At 72.9% G+C, this 17,983-nt stretch carries 16 protein-coding genes; 11 read left to right on the top strand and 5 right to left on the bottom strand.

What is annotated here, in order from left to right; all coding sequences use genetic code 11:
* Positions 1–310: 310 nt before the first annotated feature.
* Positions 311–1,417 carry an IS110 family RNA-guided transposase gene (locus ACH9EU_RS09395; protein ID WP_396412476.1) on the bottom strand — a complete coding sequence of 369 codons (1,107 nt, stop codon included), beginning with the start codon at positions 1,415–1,417 and terminating at the stop codon, positions 311–313.
* Between the two features lie 480 nt (positions 1,418–1,897).
* Here ACH9EU_RS09395 and ACH9EU_RS09390 point away from each other — a divergent pair, with 480 nt between their 5' ends.
* Positions 1,898–3,484, top strand: a complete 1,587-nt coding sequence (locus ACH9EU_RS09390) for an RNase J family beta-CASP ribonuclease (RefSeq protein WP_396413671.1) — start codon at positions 1,898–1,900, stop codon at positions 3,482–3,484.
* Between the two features lie 149 nt (positions 3,485–3,633).
* On the top strand, positions 3,634–4,002 hold the full coding sequence (locus ACH9EU_RS09385) for a MerR family transcriptional regulator (RefSeq protein WP_396413670.1): 369 nt from the start codon (positions 3,634–3,636) through the stop codon (positions 4,000–4,002).
* A 224-nt stretch (positions 4,003–4,226) separates the two neighbouring features.
* Here ACH9EU_RS09385 and ACH9EU_RS09380 read toward each other — a convergent pair whose 3' ends face one another.
* Both ACH9EU_RS09380 and ACH9EU_RS09375 read right to left on the bottom strand, forming a co-directional pair.
* Positions 4,227–5,192 (bottom strand): ADP-ribosylglycohydrolase family protein, encoded by a 966-nt coding sequence (locus tag ACH9EU_RS09380; protein ID WP_396413669.1) that lies wholly within the window; start codon positions 5,190–5,192, stop codon positions 4,227–4,229.
* Between the two features lie 14 nt (positions 5,193–5,206).
* Positions 5,207–5,431, bottom strand: coding sequence for a hypothetical protein (locus ACH9EU_RS09375; RefSeq protein WP_396413668.1), 225 nt, complete (start codon positions 5,429–5,431; stop codon positions 5,207–5,209).
* A 231-nt stretch (positions 5,432–5,662) separates the two neighbouring features.
* On the opposite strand from ACH9EU_RS09375, the gene ACH9EU_RS09370 reads away from it, so the two are divergent.
* From ACH9EU_RS09370 to ppgK, 5 genes are all read left to right on the top strand, one after another.
* On the top strand, positions 5,663–6,586 hold the full coding sequence (locus ACH9EU_RS09370; protein ID WP_396413667.1) for a SulP family inorganic anion transporter: 924 nt from the start codon (positions 5,663–5,665) through the stop codon (positions 6,584–6,586).
* Positions 6,583–8,685 (top strand): SGNH hydrolase domain-containing protein, encoded by a 2,103-nt coding sequence (locus ACH9EU_RS09365; protein ID WP_396413666.1) that lies wholly within the window; start codon positions 6,583–6,585, stop codon positions 8,683–8,685. The genes ACH9EU_RS09370 and ACH9EU_RS09365 overlap by 4 nt, the downstream gene beginning before the upstream one ends.
* Positions 8,686–8,885: 200 nt before the next feature.
* A complete protein-coding gene (locus ACH9EU_RS09360; RefSeq protein ID WP_396413665.1) occupies positions 8,886–10,412 on the top strand; it encodes a SulP family inorganic anion transporter in 1,527 nt (508 codons plus the stop codon).
* Positions 10,413–10,917: 505 nt separating this feature from the next.
* Positions 10,918–11,238: a hypothetical protein gene (locus ACH9EU_RS09355; protein ID WP_396413664.1), complete on the top strand. Its 321-nt coding sequence runs from the start codon at positions 10,918–10,920 to the stop codon at positions 11,236–11,238.
* Between the two features lie 215 nt (positions 11,239–11,453).
* On the top strand, positions 11,454–12,287 hold the full coding sequence (gene ppgK, locus ACH9EU_RS09350; RefSeq protein WP_396413663.1) for a polyphosphate--glucose phosphotransferase: 834 nt from the start codon (positions 11,454–11,456) through the stop codon (positions 12,285–12,287).
* A 37-nt stretch (positions 12,288–12,324) separates the two neighbouring features.
* Here the strand turns inward: ppgK and ACH9EU_RS09345 are convergent, their stop codons facing one another.
* Entirely contained in the window at positions 12,325–12,903 is a 579-nt protein-coding gene (locus tag ACH9EU_RS09345) for a CDP-alcohol phosphatidyltransferase family protein (protein WP_396413662.1), read from the bottom strand.
* Positions 12,904–13,201: 298 nt separating this feature from the next.
* Here ACH9EU_RS09345 and ACH9EU_RS09340 point away from each other — a divergent pair, with 298 nt between their 5' ends.
* Both ACH9EU_RS09340 and ACH9EU_RS09335 read left to right on the top strand, forming a co-directional pair.
* Positions 13,202–15,370 (top strand): SGNH hydrolase domain-containing protein, encoded by a 2,169-nt coding sequence (locus ACH9EU_RS09340; RefSeq protein ID WP_396413661.1) that lies wholly within the window; start codon positions 13,202–13,204, stop codon positions 15,368–15,370.
* 58 nt (positions 15,371–15,428) lie between these two features.
* Positions 15,429–15,863 carry a VOC family protein gene (locus ACH9EU_RS09335; RefSeq protein ID WP_396413660.1) on the top strand — a complete coding sequence of 145 codons (435 nt, stop codon included), beginning with the start codon at positions 15,429–15,431 and terminating at the stop codon, positions 15,861–15,863.
* A 74-nt stretch (positions 15,864–15,937) separates the two neighbouring features.
* Here ACH9EU_RS09335 and ACH9EU_RS09330 read toward each other — a convergent pair whose 3' ends face one another.
* Positions 15,938–16,489, bottom strand: a complete 552-nt coding sequence (locus tag ACH9EU_RS09330) for a DinB family protein (RefSeq protein WP_396413659.1) — start codon at positions 16,487–16,489, stop codon at positions 15,938–15,940.
* A gap of 53 nt (positions 16,490–16,542) precedes the next feature.
* On the opposite strand from ACH9EU_RS09330, the gene ACH9EU_RS09325 reads away from it, so the two are divergent.
* Positions 16,543–17,256, top strand: coding sequence for an HAD-IA family hydrolase (locus ACH9EU_RS09325; protein WP_396413658.1), 714 nt, complete (start codon positions 16,543–16,545; stop codon positions 17,254–17,256).
* Positions 17,253–17,912, top strand: a complete 660-nt coding sequence (locus ACH9EU_RS09320) for an HAD-IA family hydrolase (RefSeq protein ID WP_396413657.1) — start codon at positions 17,253–17,255, stop codon at positions 17,910–17,912. The genes ACH9EU_RS09325 and ACH9EU_RS09320 overlap by 4 nt, the downstream gene beginning before the upstream one ends.
* Positions 17,913–17,983 lie beyond the last annotated feature (71 nt).

Below are 17,983 nucleotides of genomic sequence, written 5' to 3'. Positions count from 1 at the left end.
CTGATATGTAGTCGATCTTGTCAAGAGGGCAGGGTGAAGCGGGGCACTCATTGATCGGTGGGTGCCCCGCTTCGTCGTTCATGGAGGGGTTGGGGTGATCTCTGCGGGCGTGTTGTCTCGACGCGTGGTCAGTCTGATATCCGCGGGTTGGTTACCGCATGACGCTGGTTTCGGCGCGAGGAGCGATGCTGGTCTGAGCTCGAGCGTGGCCACGAGGATCTCGTGACTGCTCACAGTCGAATCGCTGGTCTCCTCGGCGCGCGGCGCGCAGGAGATCTCCCGTGGCCGGGTCCGTGAACGGGTCTGTGGGTCATGCGTCCATGGTCGCCAGCGACCAGCACCAGCCGGCCATCTCTCGGGCGATCGCTGTGTTCGCGACCGTGTGACGCTTCTTGTGCTCGCTGAGCATGCTCCAGCGGTGATGCAGGCGCCTGTTGCCCGCATCGGCGCGTTCGGCCACGGCTGCCGGTGCCAGGGCCCACCGGTCCCGCATCGTCTTCCCCGGGCGGTACTGGGGCTTGTGGTGCCAGGCGGCCTCGATCAGCAACCGCCTGGCGTGGGCGTTGCCGGTCTTGGTGATCTGGCCCTGGGAGCGGGTTTGCCCGGAGGAGTGCTCCGAGGGCACCAGCCCCAGGTATGAGGCGATGTTCCGGCCCGTGAAGCGGTCCCAGTCGCCGATCTCCACCGCGAGAGAGAACGCGGTCAGGGTCGAGATCCCCCGCAGGCAGGCCAGACGCCGGGTGACCGTGGTCCACTCGGAGTCCTCGGCCAGCAGGAGGATCTGCGCGTCCAACCGGCACCGGCGGGCCAGGGCGTGGGCGACCGCGTCGTGGTAGTCGTCGAACACGATGCGTGAGACCTCGCCGAACACGGCGATGTCCTGGCGGGCCATCTGCTGCATCCAGGCCTCGTGCTTGCCGCTCCACGCCTCGCCGCCGGTGTAGACGTGGCCGTGGCGCAGGAGGAACTTCCCCAGCCGGTGACGGGCGCTCATCAGGTCCCGGCGCACGTCGTCCCTGGCCCGCACCAGGTCCCGTGCCACCTCGCGGGACCGGTCGGGAATCGTGACCTCGATGATGTCGTCGTTGCGGGCCAGTCGGGCCAGCAGCAGCGCGTCGTTCTTGTCGGTCTTGACCCTGTCACCGGAGGCCCGCAACAGCTTCGAGGGCGCCGCGACCTGGACCCGGTGGCCGGCCTCGATCAGGGTGCGGGCGAGTTCGTACCCGGTCGGTCCGGCCTCATAGGTCACCTGGACGGGGCCGTGCTCGCGGGCCAGAGCGTCGACGAACTCGCCCACCATGACGGTGTCAGCGCTGAGGGTCTGATGAATGATCTCGCCGGTCAGGCTGTCGATCGCGCAGGCCTTCACGCTGCGGGCATGGACATCCAGTCCCAGACTTGTACGCTCGGTGAACACCGGGGCCTCCTATGCATGTCGGCACCCCGACCCCGACCGGTCGGGGTGATCCACGTACTCTGCATAAGCGGGGCCCCGGCCACAAGACCCAGACGCCGCCTACACCCATAGCGTCTGAGCCCGCCTTCCCGGACCCGTGCCGCGGCATGGACGTCCGCTCGTTCGCGGCCGTCCCCGGCATCCTGGGTGCCCTGTCTCGCGCGGAGACCGGCCGCCACGGGAAACGGCGCCCGCCGAGGTGACCAGTACGCCTCGACCGTGACGTGAGATTAGAGTTGACCGAGACTTCAGGGGCGTGCCCCGCCCCGCAAGCGGTCGGAGTGCTCAGGACTCACCCGGTCGATGACATCCCCTGTTCCCTGACGAAAGCGTAGACCTTTGCCGACTTCTTCTTCCCGCAAGCTCAGTTCCCCGTCGCCGCTGCCCCGAGGGGGCCTGCGGGTCACCCCACTGGGGGGTCTGGGCGAGATCGGCCGGAACATGACCGTCTTCGAGCACGAGGGCAAGCTGCTGGTGGTCGACTGCGGCGTGCTGTTCCCCGAGGAGCACCAGCCCGGGATCGACGTGATCCTGCCCGACTTCACCTCCATCCGCGATCGGTTGTCCGACGTCGTGGGCATCGTGCTCACCCACGGGCACGAGGACCACATCGGCGGCGTGCCATACCTGCTCAAGGAGCGCCCGGACATCCCGCTCATCGGCTCCGAGCTGACCCTGGCGTTCATCACCGCCAAGCTCCAGGAGCACCGGATCACCCCGAGGACGGTCCACGTGGAGGCCGGGGACAAGCACCGGGCCGGGCCCTTCGAGTGCGAGTTCGTCGCGGTGAACCACTCCATCCCGGACGGGCTGGCCGTGGCGATCCGCACGGGCGCCGGGCTGGTGCTGCACACGGGGGACTTCAAGATGGACCAGTTCCCGCTGGACGAGCGCATCACCGACCTGCGCCACTTCGCCCGGCTCGGCGAGGAGGGCGTGGACCTGTTCCTCACCGACTCCACCAACGCCGAGGTCCCCGGCTTCACCACCTCCGAGCGGGAGCTCACCCCGGCGATCGACCAGGTCTTCGCCACCGCCCCGAAACGGATCATCGTCTCCAGCTTCGCCAGCCACGTCCACCGGATCCAGCAGGTGCTCGACGCCGCCCACGCGCACGGGCGCAAGGTCGCCTTCGTCGGACGCTCCATGGTCAAGAACATGGGCATCGCCCGGGACCTGGGCTATCTGAAGATCCCCCGCGGGCTGGTCGTCGACTTCAAGAAGCTCCAGTCCATGCCCGACGCCAAGGTGACGCTCGTGTGCACCGGCTCCCAGGGCGAGCCCCTGGCCGCCCTCTCCCGGATGGCCAACGAGACGCACCAGATCCGGCTCAACGCCGGCGACACCGTCCTGCTGGCCAGCTCGCTGATCCCGGGCAACGAGAACGCCATCTACGGCATCATCAACAAGCTCACGGACCTGGGCGTGAAGGTCGTGCACAAGGGCAACGCGAAGGTCCACGTCTCCGGGCACGCCTCGGCCGGTGAGCTCGTCTACTGCTACAACATCGTCCGCCCCACCCACGTGATGCCCGTGCACGGGGAGTCCAAGCACCTGCACGCCAATGCGGAGCTGGCCGTGCGCACCGGGGTGGACCCCGAGCGCGTGCTGATCGCCCGTGACGGGACGACGGTCGACCTCGTGGCGGGACGGGCGCGGATCTCCGGCCGGGTGGAGGCCGGCCTGGTCTACGTCGACGGCCACACGGTGGGCAAGGTCACCGAGGAGACCCTGGTCGAGCGGCGCCTGCTCCAGGAGGGCGGCGCGGTGACGGTCGTGGCCATCGTCGACGCCGACACGAACGAACTGACCGAACCGCTGGAGTTCATGGCCAAGGGGTTCATCCACGACGAGCACGTCTTCGACCGCGCGGCGGAGAAGGTGAAGAGCGCCCTCGCGAAACCGTCCACGTCCGAGCTCGAGGATCTCGACAAGCTCGAGACGCTGATCGCCGACACCGTGTCCCGCCACCTCGAGCGCGCCTACCGGCGGGCCCCGCTCGTCACGGCCGTCGTCGTCGACGCCTGAGGGAGTCCTGCGCCGCCGGCTGCGTCGTGACGGCATCCCCGCACGGGCGCCGTCCGGCCGCGCACCCCGGCCGGTGGCGCCTCTCGCGCCGCCGGCCGTGGGGGACGGATTGGTAGGATCAAGGTTCCGCATTTTCTGGAGGTCATTCGATGCCGCAGTCCGTTGGCGGAGGCACCATGCAGATCGGCGAGCTCGCCGAACGGACAGGGCTGTCGCTGCGCACGATCCGCCACTACGACGAGGTGGGCCTGTTGCCGGCCTCGCGCACCGACGGCGGCTTCCGCGTCTACACCGAACGCGACGTGGAGCGGCTCCTGCACATCCGCCGGATGAAGCCTCTGGGGTTCTCCCTGGAAGAGATGGCGGACGTGCTCGAACTCCTCGGCGCCGACGACCCCGATCCGCAGCGGCTCGCGCACCACCTCGAGCGGGCCCGCCCCGAGCGGGAGAAGCTGGCCCGGAACCTGGCCCAGGCCGACGATTTCATCGCGCTGCTCGCACACCGCCTGGGCCGGTGACCGCCCCCGCGGCGGAGCTCAGCGACTGATCGCCGTCAGCGGCCGGGATCGAGCGGGAGAGGGATCCGCTGCCAGGTCCCGCCGATCGCGGCGACCCTGCTCACCGGGGCGACGGCCGACCGGATCGAGGCTGCAGCCGAGGCCCGCCCCAGCGGCACTCCCCGCATCGGAGCCGTCCGGGGGTCGCCACCGCGATCCGTCCCGCCGCCACCGCAGCGGGCCCGCTACTGCTCCGGTCGGTGCGGCCCGGTCGAGCCACCGGTCGACCGGTCATGGGTGAGGTGTTCGGCGATCCGGTGCAGGAGGGCGGCCGACTCCAGGCGCACGGTCCAGGAGGACGGCAGCCCCGAGTACCCGTGCCGGGCCCCGGCCAGGGCCCCGGTCATGGCCGCGATGGTGTCGGTGTCACCCCCGCAGCGGACGGCGAACCGGATCGCCCCCTCCGGGAACTCGGCGTGACGCAGGAACGCGTACACGGCCAGCGGCACCGAGCCCAGGGCGCTGATGTCGTGGCCCAGGGACGCGGCAGCCTCCTCGGCCGAGGCCTCCCGTCCGAGCAGGGCGCGGACGCGGGCCAGCTTCTCCTGCCACGGACCGGCGGGAACGACGTCGGTGAGATCGACGAGGAAAGCCTCCGCGTCCAGGGGACGGTTCGGGCCGCTGTGCAGTGCCAGATACGCCGCGGCGGCCTGCAGGGCCGCCCCGTGCCGGCCGTGGACGTGGGCGTGGGTGACCTCCGCACTGCGGCGGCCCAGCTCGGCCGCTTCGGGCACGCTCGTGGACACCACGGCCACCGGGGCCGCGCGCATGGCCGCCCCGTTGCCCCAGGACCCTGCCTCGAACACCGACACGGCGGCCCGGCGCCAGTCCGCTCCGTCGGCGATGGCCGCCAGCACCTGCGCGGCGCCGCCCCCGTAGCCGCGCATCGGTTCCTGGTACCAGGCCGCGGCGAAGTCCGAGGCCAGCACGACCTGGTCGATGCCTCCGCTGCGGCTCAGGTGTTCGGCCAGGACCAGGGTCATGGCGGTGTCGTCGGTGTGGTGCAGGGTCCGGGGGGAGAAGATCCACAGGTCCAGGGCGGTGGACGGAACCGTGGCGCTCCCTTCGAAGGGAGCCCCCAGTCCGTCCCCCACGGCGGTGCCGGCCAGCAGGCCCAGCACCCGGTCGACCATCTGCCGCCTCTCAGCCATTGCTGCCTCTTTCCTCATCGGTGACGGTGCGCACCTCGGCCGACCCCGAGCCCTGACGGCCGGCCCCCGAACCTCTCCATCATGGCGCGGCACCACAGCGACGGCAGGACCGGGGTGCCGAGGGAGACGGGCCGGACCGCGGCGCGGCCAGCGGTCCGCCTCTCCTCCAGGGTGAGGATGAACCGGTCGGCGCGCTCCAGGGAGCAGACCTGCGCCGTCATGCCCTGGGCGATGACCACGCGGTGGCAGTCGCCCTCGGTGCAGAGGCGGAACCCCCCTTGAGCCCCGGGTCCGGGCACCACCGAGGGCGCCCGTGTGCCCGCAACCGCAGTATTGGAGACACACCCCCATGGCCCGCACCCGCGACGGACGAGAACCACGCACCGGGGCCCTGCCCGTGATGAGCCCGGCCGAAGAGGATCAGAAGGCCCCCCGGCCATCTCGAGCTCTCACCCGAGCAGCGCCAATCCGTGCTCGGCACCCTGAAGTCCCCCCGCCGGCCCAGGACCGAGGTGCTGGCCGGACTGGTCGTGGCACTGGCCCTGATCCCCGAGGCGATCGCGTTCTCCCTGATCGCCGGGGTGGACCCGCAGATCGGCCTGTTCGCCGCCTCGATCATGGCGGTGTCCATCGCGTTCCTGGGCGGGCGCCCCGCCGTGATCTCCGGCGCCACCGCGGCCACCGCGCTGGTGATGGCCCCGCCGATGGCCTCCCACGGGCTGGACCACTTCATCGCCGCGGTGATCCTGGCCGGGATCTTCCAGGTGGTCCTGGCGCTGATCGGGGCGACGCGGCTGATGCGGTTCATCCCGCGCTCGGTCATGGTGGGATGCGTCAATGCCCTGGCGATCCTGATCCTCACCTCCGATCTGCCCGAGCTCATCGGCGTGCTGGTCCTCGTGCCGGCCGTGGCCCTGGGGCCGGTCGTCGCGATGATCCCCATGGCCGCCCTGGTGGCCGTGATGATCTTCGTCTCCTGGGCCACCGTCGACCGGCACTCCGCCCGCCCCACCACCCTGACCCGCATGCCCCGGTCGGAGACAACGGTGATGGTGGCGACCGTGGTGGTCACCGTGTGGACCCACAACCTGGCCATCGGCGTGATCGTCGGCGTGGTCGTGGCGATGGTCGCCTTCGCCCGCCGGGTCGCCCACCTCGTCACCGTGGCGGCCCTGGACTCGGTGACCGACAAGCACGCCCACTACGGCAAGGACGTGGAGATCGCGGGTCTCGACCAGGCCGGCCGTCGCATGCGCGTGCGCCTGGGGGACTGCTCAACACCGGCGGCCACTAGGATTGCCGGAACCGGTGCCGGCAGCCACCTCCGAGCGGGTCCGGCACCGGTTCCGAGGCCCTCGCCCGCCATCGACCCGAACAGGCTCAGCACTCCATGACCTTCCCGACGACGGCCCCACCGACAGCGCCACCGGCCGCCGGGGCCCCGCGCGGCGGTCACCGCCCCGACATCCAGGGACTGCGCGGCGTGGCCGTGCTGCTCGTCGTGGCCTTCCACCTCTGGACCGACCGGGTGTCCGGCGGCGTGGACGTCTTCTTCGTCCTCTCCGCCTTCCTGCTGACCGGCTCCTTCGTGCGCCGGATCGACCGGGGGCAGGAGCTGGACCTGCCGGCCTACTGGACCCGGACGTTCGCCCGGCTCATCGGGCCGGTCGCGGTGATGCTCCTGGCCGTGCTCGCGGCCGTGCTCGCGTGGTTCCCGCCGAGCCGGTGGGAGGAGCTGCTCGAGCACGCGTGGGGCTCGCTGTTCTACGTCCAGAACTGGGTGCTGGCCGCCCAGTCCGTGGACTACTACGCCGGCAACAGCGCGGCCACCACGCCGCTGCAGCACATGTGGTCGCTGTCCCTGCAGGGACAGGTGTTCCTGCTCTGGCCGCTCCTGCTGGCCGGGTGCGCCGTCGCCGCCCGCTGGACCGGGATCCGGTTCCGCCCCGTGGCGGTCGGCGTCTTCGGCACGGTGCTCCTGGGCTCCCTGGTCTGGTCCGTCGCGGCCACGGCCACCGCCCCGGAGACGGCGTACTTCAGCTCCTTCACGCGTCTGTGGGAGTTCGCCATCGGTTCCCTGGCGGCACTCGCGCTGACCGCCGTCCCCGGAGCGGGCACGACTCGGGGCCCCCGGCCGTCGTCACGTCCCCTGGGAATCCTGCTGGGCTGGACGGGGCTGGCCGTGGTCGTCGCCACCCCGTTCCTCGTCGAGGCCGGCACCCGGTTCCCCGGCACCGCCGCCCTGGCGCCGACCCTGGGGGCGGCCGCGATCCTGCTCGGCGGCGCCCCGGCCCCGGGCTCCCGGGTGGGGGCCGGGATGGTCCTCGAGTCGCGTCCGCTGCAGTGGTTCGGCGACCGCGCCTACGGCATCTACCTGTGGCACTGGCCCCTCCTGATCACCTACCTCCTGCTCACCGCCCGGGACGACGTCCCGGTCCTGCCCGGCCTCGGCATCCTGCTGGCCTCGGCGGCCCTCACCCGGGCGTCCTCCGTGCTGCTCAACGGCTGGCGTGCGCTGCCGGTGGTCCGGGCGGGCAGCGGTGCCCGGCTCGTGGCCACGGCCCTGCTCGTGGCGGTCCCCCTGACCGGGGCCCACAGCTGGAGCGCCCTGCGCGACCCCTCCGCGGACATCGACCGCACCGCCGCGAACTATCCCGGCGCGGCCGTGCTCCGCGGCGACGCCGGGCCGGTCCCCGACGTGCCGATCATCCCGACCGACACCGAACGGGAGAACGAGTGGGGGGACAAGGGCGAACCCTGCGCGCCCGAGGAGACGCCCGCCCGGATCGCCGAGCTGGGCGAGTGCTGGGTGGTCGAGCCCCCGGGGAGCACCGGGCCGGAGGGCACCGGGCCGGTGCGCACCCTCGTGGTGCTCGGCGACTCCCACGCCCAGCAGCTGCTGACGCCCCTGCACCGCATCGCCGACGCCCGTGGCTGGCGGATCGTCTCCTACTTGCGGATGGCCTGCCGCTACGGGGCCGAGTCGGAGCAGCGCAACGCCGAGTGCAACACCTTCAACGCCGCCGCGCGGGAGGCCGCCCTCGAGCTGGACCCGGACGCCGTGCTGACCATCGGGACGCTGAGCCTCCCCGAGGCCCCGCACGAGAAGGTCGTCGACGGCTACGAGGAGGGCGTGCTCCCCTTCCTCGACGCCGGCGTCCCCGTGGTCGCCTTCCGGGACAACCCGCGGTTCCCCTTCGACATGTTCGAGTGCGTCGAGACCTACGGCCCCGGCCGGGACCGCTGCAACCCGCCCCGCTCAGAGTCGCTGCTGCCCGCCAACCCCCTGGAGGAGCTCGCCGGGCGCCACGAGGGTCTGCACACCGTCGACCTCACCGACCGCATCTGCACCGAGCAGGTCTGCCCGGGGGTGGTCGGCAACATCATGGTCTACCGCGACTTCGACCACATCACGTCCACCTACGGCGAGACCCTCGTCCCGGACGTGGAGGTCCGCCTGCTGCGCGCGCTGGGCTGGGACACCGGCCGCTGACCCTGGCCGCCCCGGGGCCCGGGTGGCATGAGATGCGTCTCTTCCGGGCCGGAGGGTCCCACTCGAACCTCACGTCAGGGTAGAGTCGGGGACCGGCGGCGCCGTCCGCGCCCGGGAGCCGCCTCCGCGCGACGTCGCGCCCTTCTGCACGCACGCCGTCCGAGGGCTCGCACGCCCTTCCTGCCCGCGAACGGAGCCCCGTGGCCACCACGACCCCTGAATCCACTCCTGCCCTGACGCCCGAGCAGCGCCGGTCCGTCCGGCGCACGCTGAGGTCGCCCCGCCTGGTGAAGACCGAGGTCCTGGCGGGCCTGGTCGTGGCGCTCGCGCTGATCCCCGAGGCGATCGCGTTCTCGATCATCGCCGGGGTCGACCCGAGGCTGGGCCTCTTCGCGTCCTTCACCATGGCCGTGACCACCGCCGTGCTGGGCGGCCGGCCCGCGATGATCTCCGCCGCGACCGCCGCGACGGCCCTGGTCATCGCGCCGCTCGTGGAGTCCCACGGGGTGGACCACTTCATCGCGGCGGTGATCCTGGCCGGGGTCTTCCAGGTGGTCCTGGCGCTGATCGGCGCCGCGCGCCTGATGCGGTTCATTCCCCGCTCGGTGATGGTGGGCTTCGTCAACGCCCTGGCCATCCTGATCTTCAGCTCGCAGGTCCCCGAGCTCATCGGCGTGCCGTGGCTGGTCTACCCGCTGACGGCCCTGGGCCTGGGCATCGTGTTCCTCCTCCCCCGGCTGACCCGGGCGGTGCCGGCACCGCTGGTGGCCATCCTGGTCATCACGGCTCTCGTGGTGACGTTCGGCGCCGAGGTGCCCACGGTCGGGGACAAGGGCGCGCTGCCGGACTCGCTGCCCTCGCTCTTCCTCCCGGACGTCCCGCTGGACCTCGACACCCTCCGGGTGCTGGCCCCCTACGCGTTCACGATGGCCCTGGTCGGACTGCTCGAGTCCCTCATGACCGCGAAGCTGGTCGACGACCTCACCGACACCCGGTCCGACAAGACCCGGGAGTCCTGGGCCCAGGGTGTCGCGAACGTGGTCACCGGGTTCTTCGGCGGCATGGGCGGCTGCGCGATGATCGGCCAGACCATGATCAACGTGAAGGCCTCCGGGGCCCGCACCCGGATCTCCACGTTCACGGCCGGCGTCTTCCTGCTGATCCTCGTGGTCAGCCTCGGCGACGTGGTGGGCACGATCCCGATGGCCGCGCTGGTGGCGATCATGATCTTCGTCTCCTGGGCGACCTTCGACTGGCACTCCGTCCGCCCCCACACCCTGGCCCGGATGCCGCGCTCCGAGACCATGGTCATGCTCTCCACCGTGGTGGTCACCGTGTGGACCCACAACCTGGCCATCGGCGTCATCGTCGGGGTGCTCGCGGCGATGATCGCCTTCGCCCGCAGGGTCGCCCACTGCGTCTCCGTGGACCGCGCCGTCGCCGAGCGCGACGGCGAGGAGATCGCGACCTACACGGTCCACGGGGAGCTGTTCTTCGCCTCCTCCAACGACCTCTACACGATGTTCGACTACGCCGGGGACCCGCAGAGGATCGTCATCGACCTGTCCGACTCGCACCTGTGGGACGCCTCCACCGTGGCGGCCCTGGACTCGGTGACCGACAAGTACGCCCACTACGGCAAGGACGTGGAGATCGTGGGTCTCAACCAGGCCAGCCGACGGATGCGCGTGCGCCTGGGGGGACTGCTCAACACCGGCGGGCACTGACGCTCCGCCGTCCGCGGGGCGGAGGGGCACGCTCGGCCCCGCCCGTATTCGCGAAACCACACTTTTGTTTCTGCATGTGAACAGGGTCACAGCGGGAGTGTTGATCACCCTCCCAGCATGGGCCATCCTTGCTCTCACCAGGGGATTCTGTGGTCCCGAGGACCATCCCCTGGCTCCCGTGGCGTCGACCGGGCGCACTCCGGTTCCGGAGTCCGCGCACCGGTCCACCGGAGGGAGCAGCAGAGGCGGGGTGGCTGGGGGGCCGCCCCGCCTTCGCGCTGTCCGGGGAGACGCCCGCGACGTGACCGGTGGCCCGGGAGGCAGCCCGGCCATGGTCCGGAAAACGCACGGCCGCAGGCCCGGGGTGGCCGTCGGGGCCCCGGGACCCCGACGATNGGTGGACGGGCGGCGCGTCCGCGCCGCCACGGACGGCCCCGGACCGCTGCCCAGCGCTGTGCCCGGCCCGGGACCTTCCCCGCGGGCGCACGACACTCCGGGAGGAGCCATGGACGACGACGTCGTAGGCGCTGTGCAGGCGCGTCTGACCCGGTACGCCGTGGACCGCGCCGGCATCGAGCCCGCCCGGTTGTGGTGGCACTACTTCCTGCTCGGCGGCGAGGCCGGGGCCCTGGAGGTCGAGGCCTACCTGTTCGGCTGCCTGACGCTGCCGCCGGCACACCGCGACCTGCTGGCCGGTGCCGCCAACGAACTCCTGCACGGCCGCCCGTGCCCCAGGATCCCCTCGACACGGGAGATCACGGGCACCCCCGCGGACGTCGCGGCGCCAGGACGTCACCGGACGCCGGACGGCGGAACCCGGGGCTGAGGAAGCACGCGCCGGTCGGCCCCGCGCACCGTTCCCCGGACGCCGGATCCCGGACAGCACGGCCGGTGGATGCCGGACTCCCGGTCCCCACGCGGCCGGCAGTGGCACAATGTACCGGTGTCGGCGCGGACGACGGTCCGCACCCGGCGGAGACATCGCGCCGGCACGGACGCCCCGTCGTCGCCCGTGCTCCCACCGCGACCCCAGGAATTCGGATGGCCAACCTCTCACCGCGCTCCACCGCCGCTGCCCCGGCCGGCTGGTCGACCCTGCACCGGCACCACATCGGCGTGGACGTCGGCGGCTCGACCATGAAGTACGCCGTCGTGGACGTGGCGGGAGGATCCCTCACCACCCCCGTGACCGAACGGCCGACCCCCGCTCCCTCGACCCCCGACGCCGTGGCCCACGCCCTCTCGGGTGTCGTCGAGGAGCTGTCCGCCCGGCCGGAGGCGCCCGACCCGGAGGCCAGCGTGGGCGTGGCCATCCCGGCGATCGTGCGGAACGGGGTCGCGTGCTCGGCCGCCCACATCGACGACGCGTGGCTGGGCCTGGACGTCCGCCGGTTCCTCTCGGAACGGCTCGGCCGCACCGTACAGGTCATCAACGACGCCGACGCCGCAGGGCTCGCCGAGGTGCGCTACGGGGCGGGACGCTCCGGGTCCGGCACCGTTTTGCTCATCACGCTGGGCACGGGGATCGGCTCGGCGCTGATCGTGGACGGCAAGCTGGTGCCCAACCTTGAGCTCGGCCACGTGGAGCTGGACGGGCTCGACGCCGAGGTGCGGGCCGCCGCCGTCGCACGCGAGCGGGAGCACCTGGACTGGGCGGCGTACGCCGAGCGCCTGCAGCGGTACCTGGCCCACCTGGAGTTCCTGTTCTCCCCGGACCTGATCATCGTGGGCGGGGACATCTCCGCCCGCCACGAGGAGTTCCTGCCGCGCCTGCACCTGAGGACGCCCGTCGTGGTCGCCGAGCTGCGCAACAGCGCCGGCATCGTCGGCGCCGCCCGCCACGCGTACCTGACCCTGCCCCCGCTGGACGACTGACGACGCGCGACAGCGTCTCGGGGCGGCTCGGCGGCGCCTACCGGCGCAGCGCCTGGCGGAAGTACTGGACGCCGGCGGCCAGGTGCAGGACGGCCGCCACCTGCACCATGATCCGGCCGACCTCGGTGACCTCCGTGCTGTTCCAGGCGGGCCCGGCCAGGACGAGCACGGTCCCGGCCATGAGCAGGGCGGTCTTGGCCTTGCCGGCCCGGGTGACGCGCAGCGTTCCGAGGGAGCGCCGGAGGATGCCGGCGACGCCCACCACCAGGTCCACGCCCGCGATGACGATGAGCACCCACCACGGGAACAGTCCGACGACGCTCGCGGCGACGGCGATCGCCACGGTGCCCAGCCGGTCCGCCACCGGATCCATCACCTCGCCGACCCTGCTGCGCTGGTTCAGCGCGCGGGCGAGCACGCCGTCCACCCAGTCCGTGAGCGAGAAGAGCGCCACGAGCACGAGCGCGCGCACGGGCCGCTCGTCGATCTCGAGGACGGCCAGCACGGCCGGGACGATGAGCGTGAGGCGCAGCACCGAGATGACGTTGGGCACCGTCACCACACGGTGGTAGTAGGGCGCCTCCGCCGGTCCGGGCGCGTCCTGGTGCTGAGCCATGACCCCCTCGCCTCCTCCCCGCTTCGCGCGGCGGGCCGCGCCGGGCGCACCACCGCTGCTTCCGAGGGTAGTCCTTCGTCCCTCCGGGCGGCGGGTCGCGACCTCCCGCGCCGGTCCGGCCGGACGAGGGCCCGCTGGGCTCCCGCGCGTTGTCCCGCGCCGTGCGCTCCGTTAAGCTCGTGGGGCCCGGGACCCGCCCCGGGCCCCCACCCCCTCCTGCCTCGCACCGCCGCCCGGCCGGCCTCCCCGGCTGTCCGACGGCGTCCGGCCGCCCCCGAGCCCACCGGAGATCCCCGTCTTGAGCCTGCCCACCCCCGAGCGCACGTCCGCCGACCGCAGGGAGGGCTCTCTCGGCCCTGCGCGGCGCCCCGAGATCCAGGGTCTGCGCGGCGTCGCGGTGCTCCTCGTGGTGGCCTTCCACGTGTGGACGGACCGCGTCTCCGGTGGGGTGGACGTCTTCTTCGTCCTCTCCGCGTTCCTGCTCACCGGGTCGTTCCTCCGCCGGGTCGAGAACGGGCGGCCCCTGGCCCTTCCCGCGTACTGGCTGCGGACGTTCAGCCGCCTCATGGGCCCGCTGGCCGTGATGCTGCTGACCGTGCTCGCGGTGGTCCTGCTGATCTTCCCGCCCAGCCGCTGGGACACCCTCGTGGGCCACGCCTGGGGCTCCCTCTTCTACGTGCAGAACTGGGTGCTGGCCGCCGAGGCCGTCGACTACTACGCCGGGGGCGGCGCGTCCTCGACCCCGCTCCAGCACACCTGGTCGCTGTCCCTGCAGGGCCAGGTCTTCCTGCTCTGGCCGGTGCTCCTGGCCGGCACGGCGTGGGCGGCCCGCCGCAGCGGAGTGCGCTTCCGGCTCCTCGCCGGGATCCTGTTCGGGCTCGTCCTCGCCGCCTCGTTGGGCTGGTCGGTGCTCCTCACAGCGGCCTCGCCCGACGCCGCGTACTTCAGCTCCTCGGCCCGTCTGTGGGAGTTCGCCGTCGGCTCGCTGACGGCACTCGCCGTCGCCGGGCCCGGCGCGGCCACCGCGCCCGGCCCGGCACCTGCGTCCGGCCCTTCGTCCGGCCCTGCGCCGGGCCGGGCAGCCGGCCGGTCACCGGGCTCCGCGGCCCGGGGCGCGCCGGCGGCGGCCCTCGGGTGGGCGGGGCTGGCCACGGTCGTGGCGACCCCGTTCGTCGTCGACGCCCACACCCGGTTCCCCGGTGCCGTGGCGCTGGCGCCCACCCTCGGCGCCGCGGCGGTGCTGCTGGCCGGCGCCCTCGCCACGGGGTCCCGCGGCGGGGTCCACCGTCTGCTCGCGGCCGGCCCGCTCCCCTGGTTCGGGGACCGGGCCTACGGCATCTACCTGTGGCACTGGCCGGTGCTCGTCGTGTACGCCCTGGTGGCCGTGCGCCAGGACGTCCCGGTGCTGCACGGTGTGGGCATCCTGGGCGCGTCCATGGTGCTGACCCGCGCGAGCGCCCCCCTGACCCGCCTGCCCCAGCTCCTCGCCCGTGCCGGCCGGGCCGCGGCCCGCCGCCCCCGGTCCGGAGCGGGCGACCTCGCCCGGCTCGTGGCCACCCTCCTGCTCGTGGCCGTGCCCGTCGGGACCGCCCACGGCGGGACGCTCGTGCGCTCCGCCCAGCAGCAGAGCGTGGAACGCACCCCGGAGAACTATCCCGGCGCCGCGGTGCTGCGCGGGGAGGCCGTCGCGCCGACCGGTGTCCCGCCCGTGCCCACCGACGCCGAGCGGGAGGACGAGTGGGGCCGGACGGGCCCGGAGTGCTCTCCCGAGGACGGCCGGGAGCTGATCGGGGACCTCGGCGACTGCTGGGCCTTCGGCCCCACGGACGGCACCGCACCGACCCGGGAGCTCGTGGTGATCGGCGACTCCCACGCGATGCAGCTGCTGACCCCGATCACCCGCGCGGCCGAGCAGCACGGGTGGAAGGTCGTCAGCTACCTCCGGATGGCCTGCCGGTACACCGCCGACACGGCCGGGGTCGACGAGGAGTGCGCCGCGTTCAACGCCGCCGCCCGCGACGCCGCGCTCGCGCAGGCCCCGGACGCGGTGCTCACGATCGGCACGCGGAGCCTGGCCGAGGCACCGCACGAGCAGCTCGTCGCCGGCTACGAGGAGGGGATCGCCCCGTTCCTCGCCGCGGACGTGCCGGTCGTCGGCTTCCGGGACAACCCGCGCTTCTCCTACGACATGTTCGAGTGCGTGGAGACCTACGGTGCCGACCACCCGCGGTGCAACGTCGCACGGTCCGAGGCGCTGCAGGACGTCAACCCGCTGCTGGAGGTCGCCGCGCGGCACGAGGGACTGCACGTCGTGGACCTGACGGACCGGCTCTGCACCGAGGACGTGTGCGCCTCGGTGATCGGCAACGTCGTCGTCTACCGGGACCTCGACCACGTCACGTCGAGCTACGGGGCCACGCTGACCCCTGACGTCGACGAACGGCTGCGGGCTACGCTGGACTGGTGAGGCCGGCCCCGCCCGGCCCCCGCCCCGATGCGACCCGCCCCGATGTGAGGAGACGGCCGTGGACCCGCGAGTGCACTTCATCACCCTGTCCACCCCCGACCTCGACGCCGCGCGCCGGTTCTACGCGGGCGGCCTGGGCTGGGAACCGCTCCTCGACGTCGCGGAGGAGATCCTCTTCTTCCAGGTGGCGCCCGGGCTCGTGCTCGGCCTGTTCGACGCCGTGAAGTTCGCCGAGGACCTCGGTCGCGCCGGCTCCGCGCCCTCCGGGGCGGAGGGCCTGACGCTCGCCCACAACGTGGGCAGCGACGAGGCGGTGCGCGACGTCGTCGGCGCCATGGCGGCCGCGGGCGGCACGGTCCTCACCGCTCCCCGGCCCGGGGCCTTCGGCGGTGTCTTCCACGCGCACGTCGCGGACCCCAACGGCGTGGTCTGGGAGGTCGCGCACAACCCCGGCTGGGGGGTCGACGACGACGGGACCGTGCACCTGGGCTGACCCGCCGGACGCGCACCGTGTGACCGCCCGGCACCGTGTGACCGCCCGGCACCGTGTTCCGGCCCGCCGTGGCGTCAGCCGCGGGCGTCGACCCGCAGGTGGTGCTCGACGTCGTGCAGGAAGTACGCCGCGAAGCTCGCCACCGTGAACTCCTTGCCGTCACCTCGGCGCCCGGTCCGGGCCCACTGGGAGCCGGACACCGCGTCGAAGGCGTCGGCGGTCGCGCGCAGCTCCTGCGCGAGCTCACCGGAGACCTCGTAGGGATCCTGCAGGTTGTACTGCTCCTCGACGGCCACGGCGTTCTGGTCCCAGTCGGGGAAGACCGGGTCGTCCTCCTCCAGCATGAGCCGGAGCCGCTCGCGGAAGACCCGGCACAGGTCCCGCACGTGGCAGGCGTACTCCAGCGGCGACCACGTGCCCGGACCCGGACGGTCGGTCATGCCCAGCACGTCCAGCACCGCCGTCCACCGGTCCACCGTGTCGCGCGTGCGCCGGCCGGTGGTGGCGACGTCGTAGCCGGGCCGGAAGCCGCACTCGCCGCAGCCCTGGTCGATGACCACGGTCCAGTCCTTGGTCTCCGGCGGGACGGGAGAGGTGTCGGGGGTCGCGGGAGGCTCGGCGCTCATGTGGGCCAATGTACTCCGGACCGCTCCGGCGGCGCCCCGGTAGGCTGGTGTCCATGTCCCCGCCAGCCTTCCCCGCCGCCGTCCTCTTCGACCACGACGGCACCCTCGTCGACACCGAGCCGCTGTGGGAGGAGGCCAAGGAGAATCTGGCGGCCGAGCACGGACGGCTCTGGACGCCGGAGGACACCCGGGCCACCCTCGGCCGGCCGGTCGCCGCGACCATCGCCCGCATGCAGCAGATCGGGGTGCGGCTCGGGGACGACGAGCTGTTCCGGGCGGTCTTCGAGCACAGCGTCCGGGTCCTGGAGGGCACGCGGCTGACCTTCATCGACGGGATCGGGGAGCTGCTCGAGGAGCTGTCCGCCGCGGGCATCCCCGCCGCGGTGGTCACGAACGCCAGCTCCGCGATGGCCCGGCACACCGCGTCCGCCGCTCCGGCCGGGCTGTTCCGGATGGTCATCGGCACCGAGGAGTACGCGCAGGGGGTGCGGCCCAAGCCCGACCCGGACGCCTACCTCACGGCGGCGCGCCGGCTGGGGGTCGACCCGGCCCGGTGTGTGGTGGTCGAGGACTCGCCCCCCGGAACCGCCGCCGGCGTTGCCGCGGGCATGCCGGTGGTGGTGGTTCCCGGCCAGGAACGGTTCGAGCAGGGCCCGGGAACGCTTCACGTGGACTCCCACCGCCGCGTCACGCTGGAGCTGCTGCGCTCCCTGGACCCGCGGTCCCCGTCGTCGCCGCTGCGCCGCGCCGAGGAGGCACATCCGTGAACGCCTCCCGATTCCCCTCGGCCGTCCTCTTCGACCACGACGGCACTCTCGTGAACTCCGAGCCGCAGTGGGCGGTGGCCAAGCGCGCCGTGGCCGCACGCTACGACGTCGGGTGGAGCACCGAGGACGACCTCGCCACCCTCGGGAGGACGGTGCCGACCTCGGCGCGGCTCATGGTCGAGCGGGGCGCCGCAGCCACCGTCGAGGACATCACCGAGGAGCTCGGACGGGAGGTCGCGGCCGCCATGGCGGGGGAGGTCCCGTTCCTGCCGGGCATCCGGTCCCTGCTGGACGAACTGGCAGAGGCCGGCGTCCCGGCCGCCGTGGTGACGAACGCCCTGACCGTGGTCGCACGGTGCACCGCGGCCGGCGCCCCCGAGGTGCTGCAAGTGGTCGTGTCCCAGGAGGACGTCGAGCACGCGAAGCCGCACCCCGAGCCCTATCTGCTCGCCGCGCGACGGCTGGGCGTGGACCCGGCGCGGTGCGTGGCGGTCGAGGACTCCGGGACGGGAGCCGCGAGCGCGGCGGCGGCCGGGATGCCGGTCGTGGTGGTGCCCGGCGAGCTGCCCGTGGAGCCGGAGCCCGGTTACGTGCTCGTGGCCGACCACACCGACGTCACGCTGTCGTTCCTGCGCTCCCTGGACCCCTCCGCCTGACGTTCGCCGCTCCCCCGCTGCACGCCGCCCCACCGTAGGCCGCCCCGGAAACGACGAGTGCACAGCCGTTG

The sequence above is a fragment of the Kocuria rhizosphaerae genome (assembly GCF_044462265.1).
GTDB classification, from domain to species: domain Bacteria; phylum Actinomycetota; class Actinomycetes; order Actinomycetales; family Micrococcaceae; genus Kocuria; species Kocuria rhizosphaerae.
This window is presented reverse-complemented; position numbering and strand designations above follow the sequence as displayed.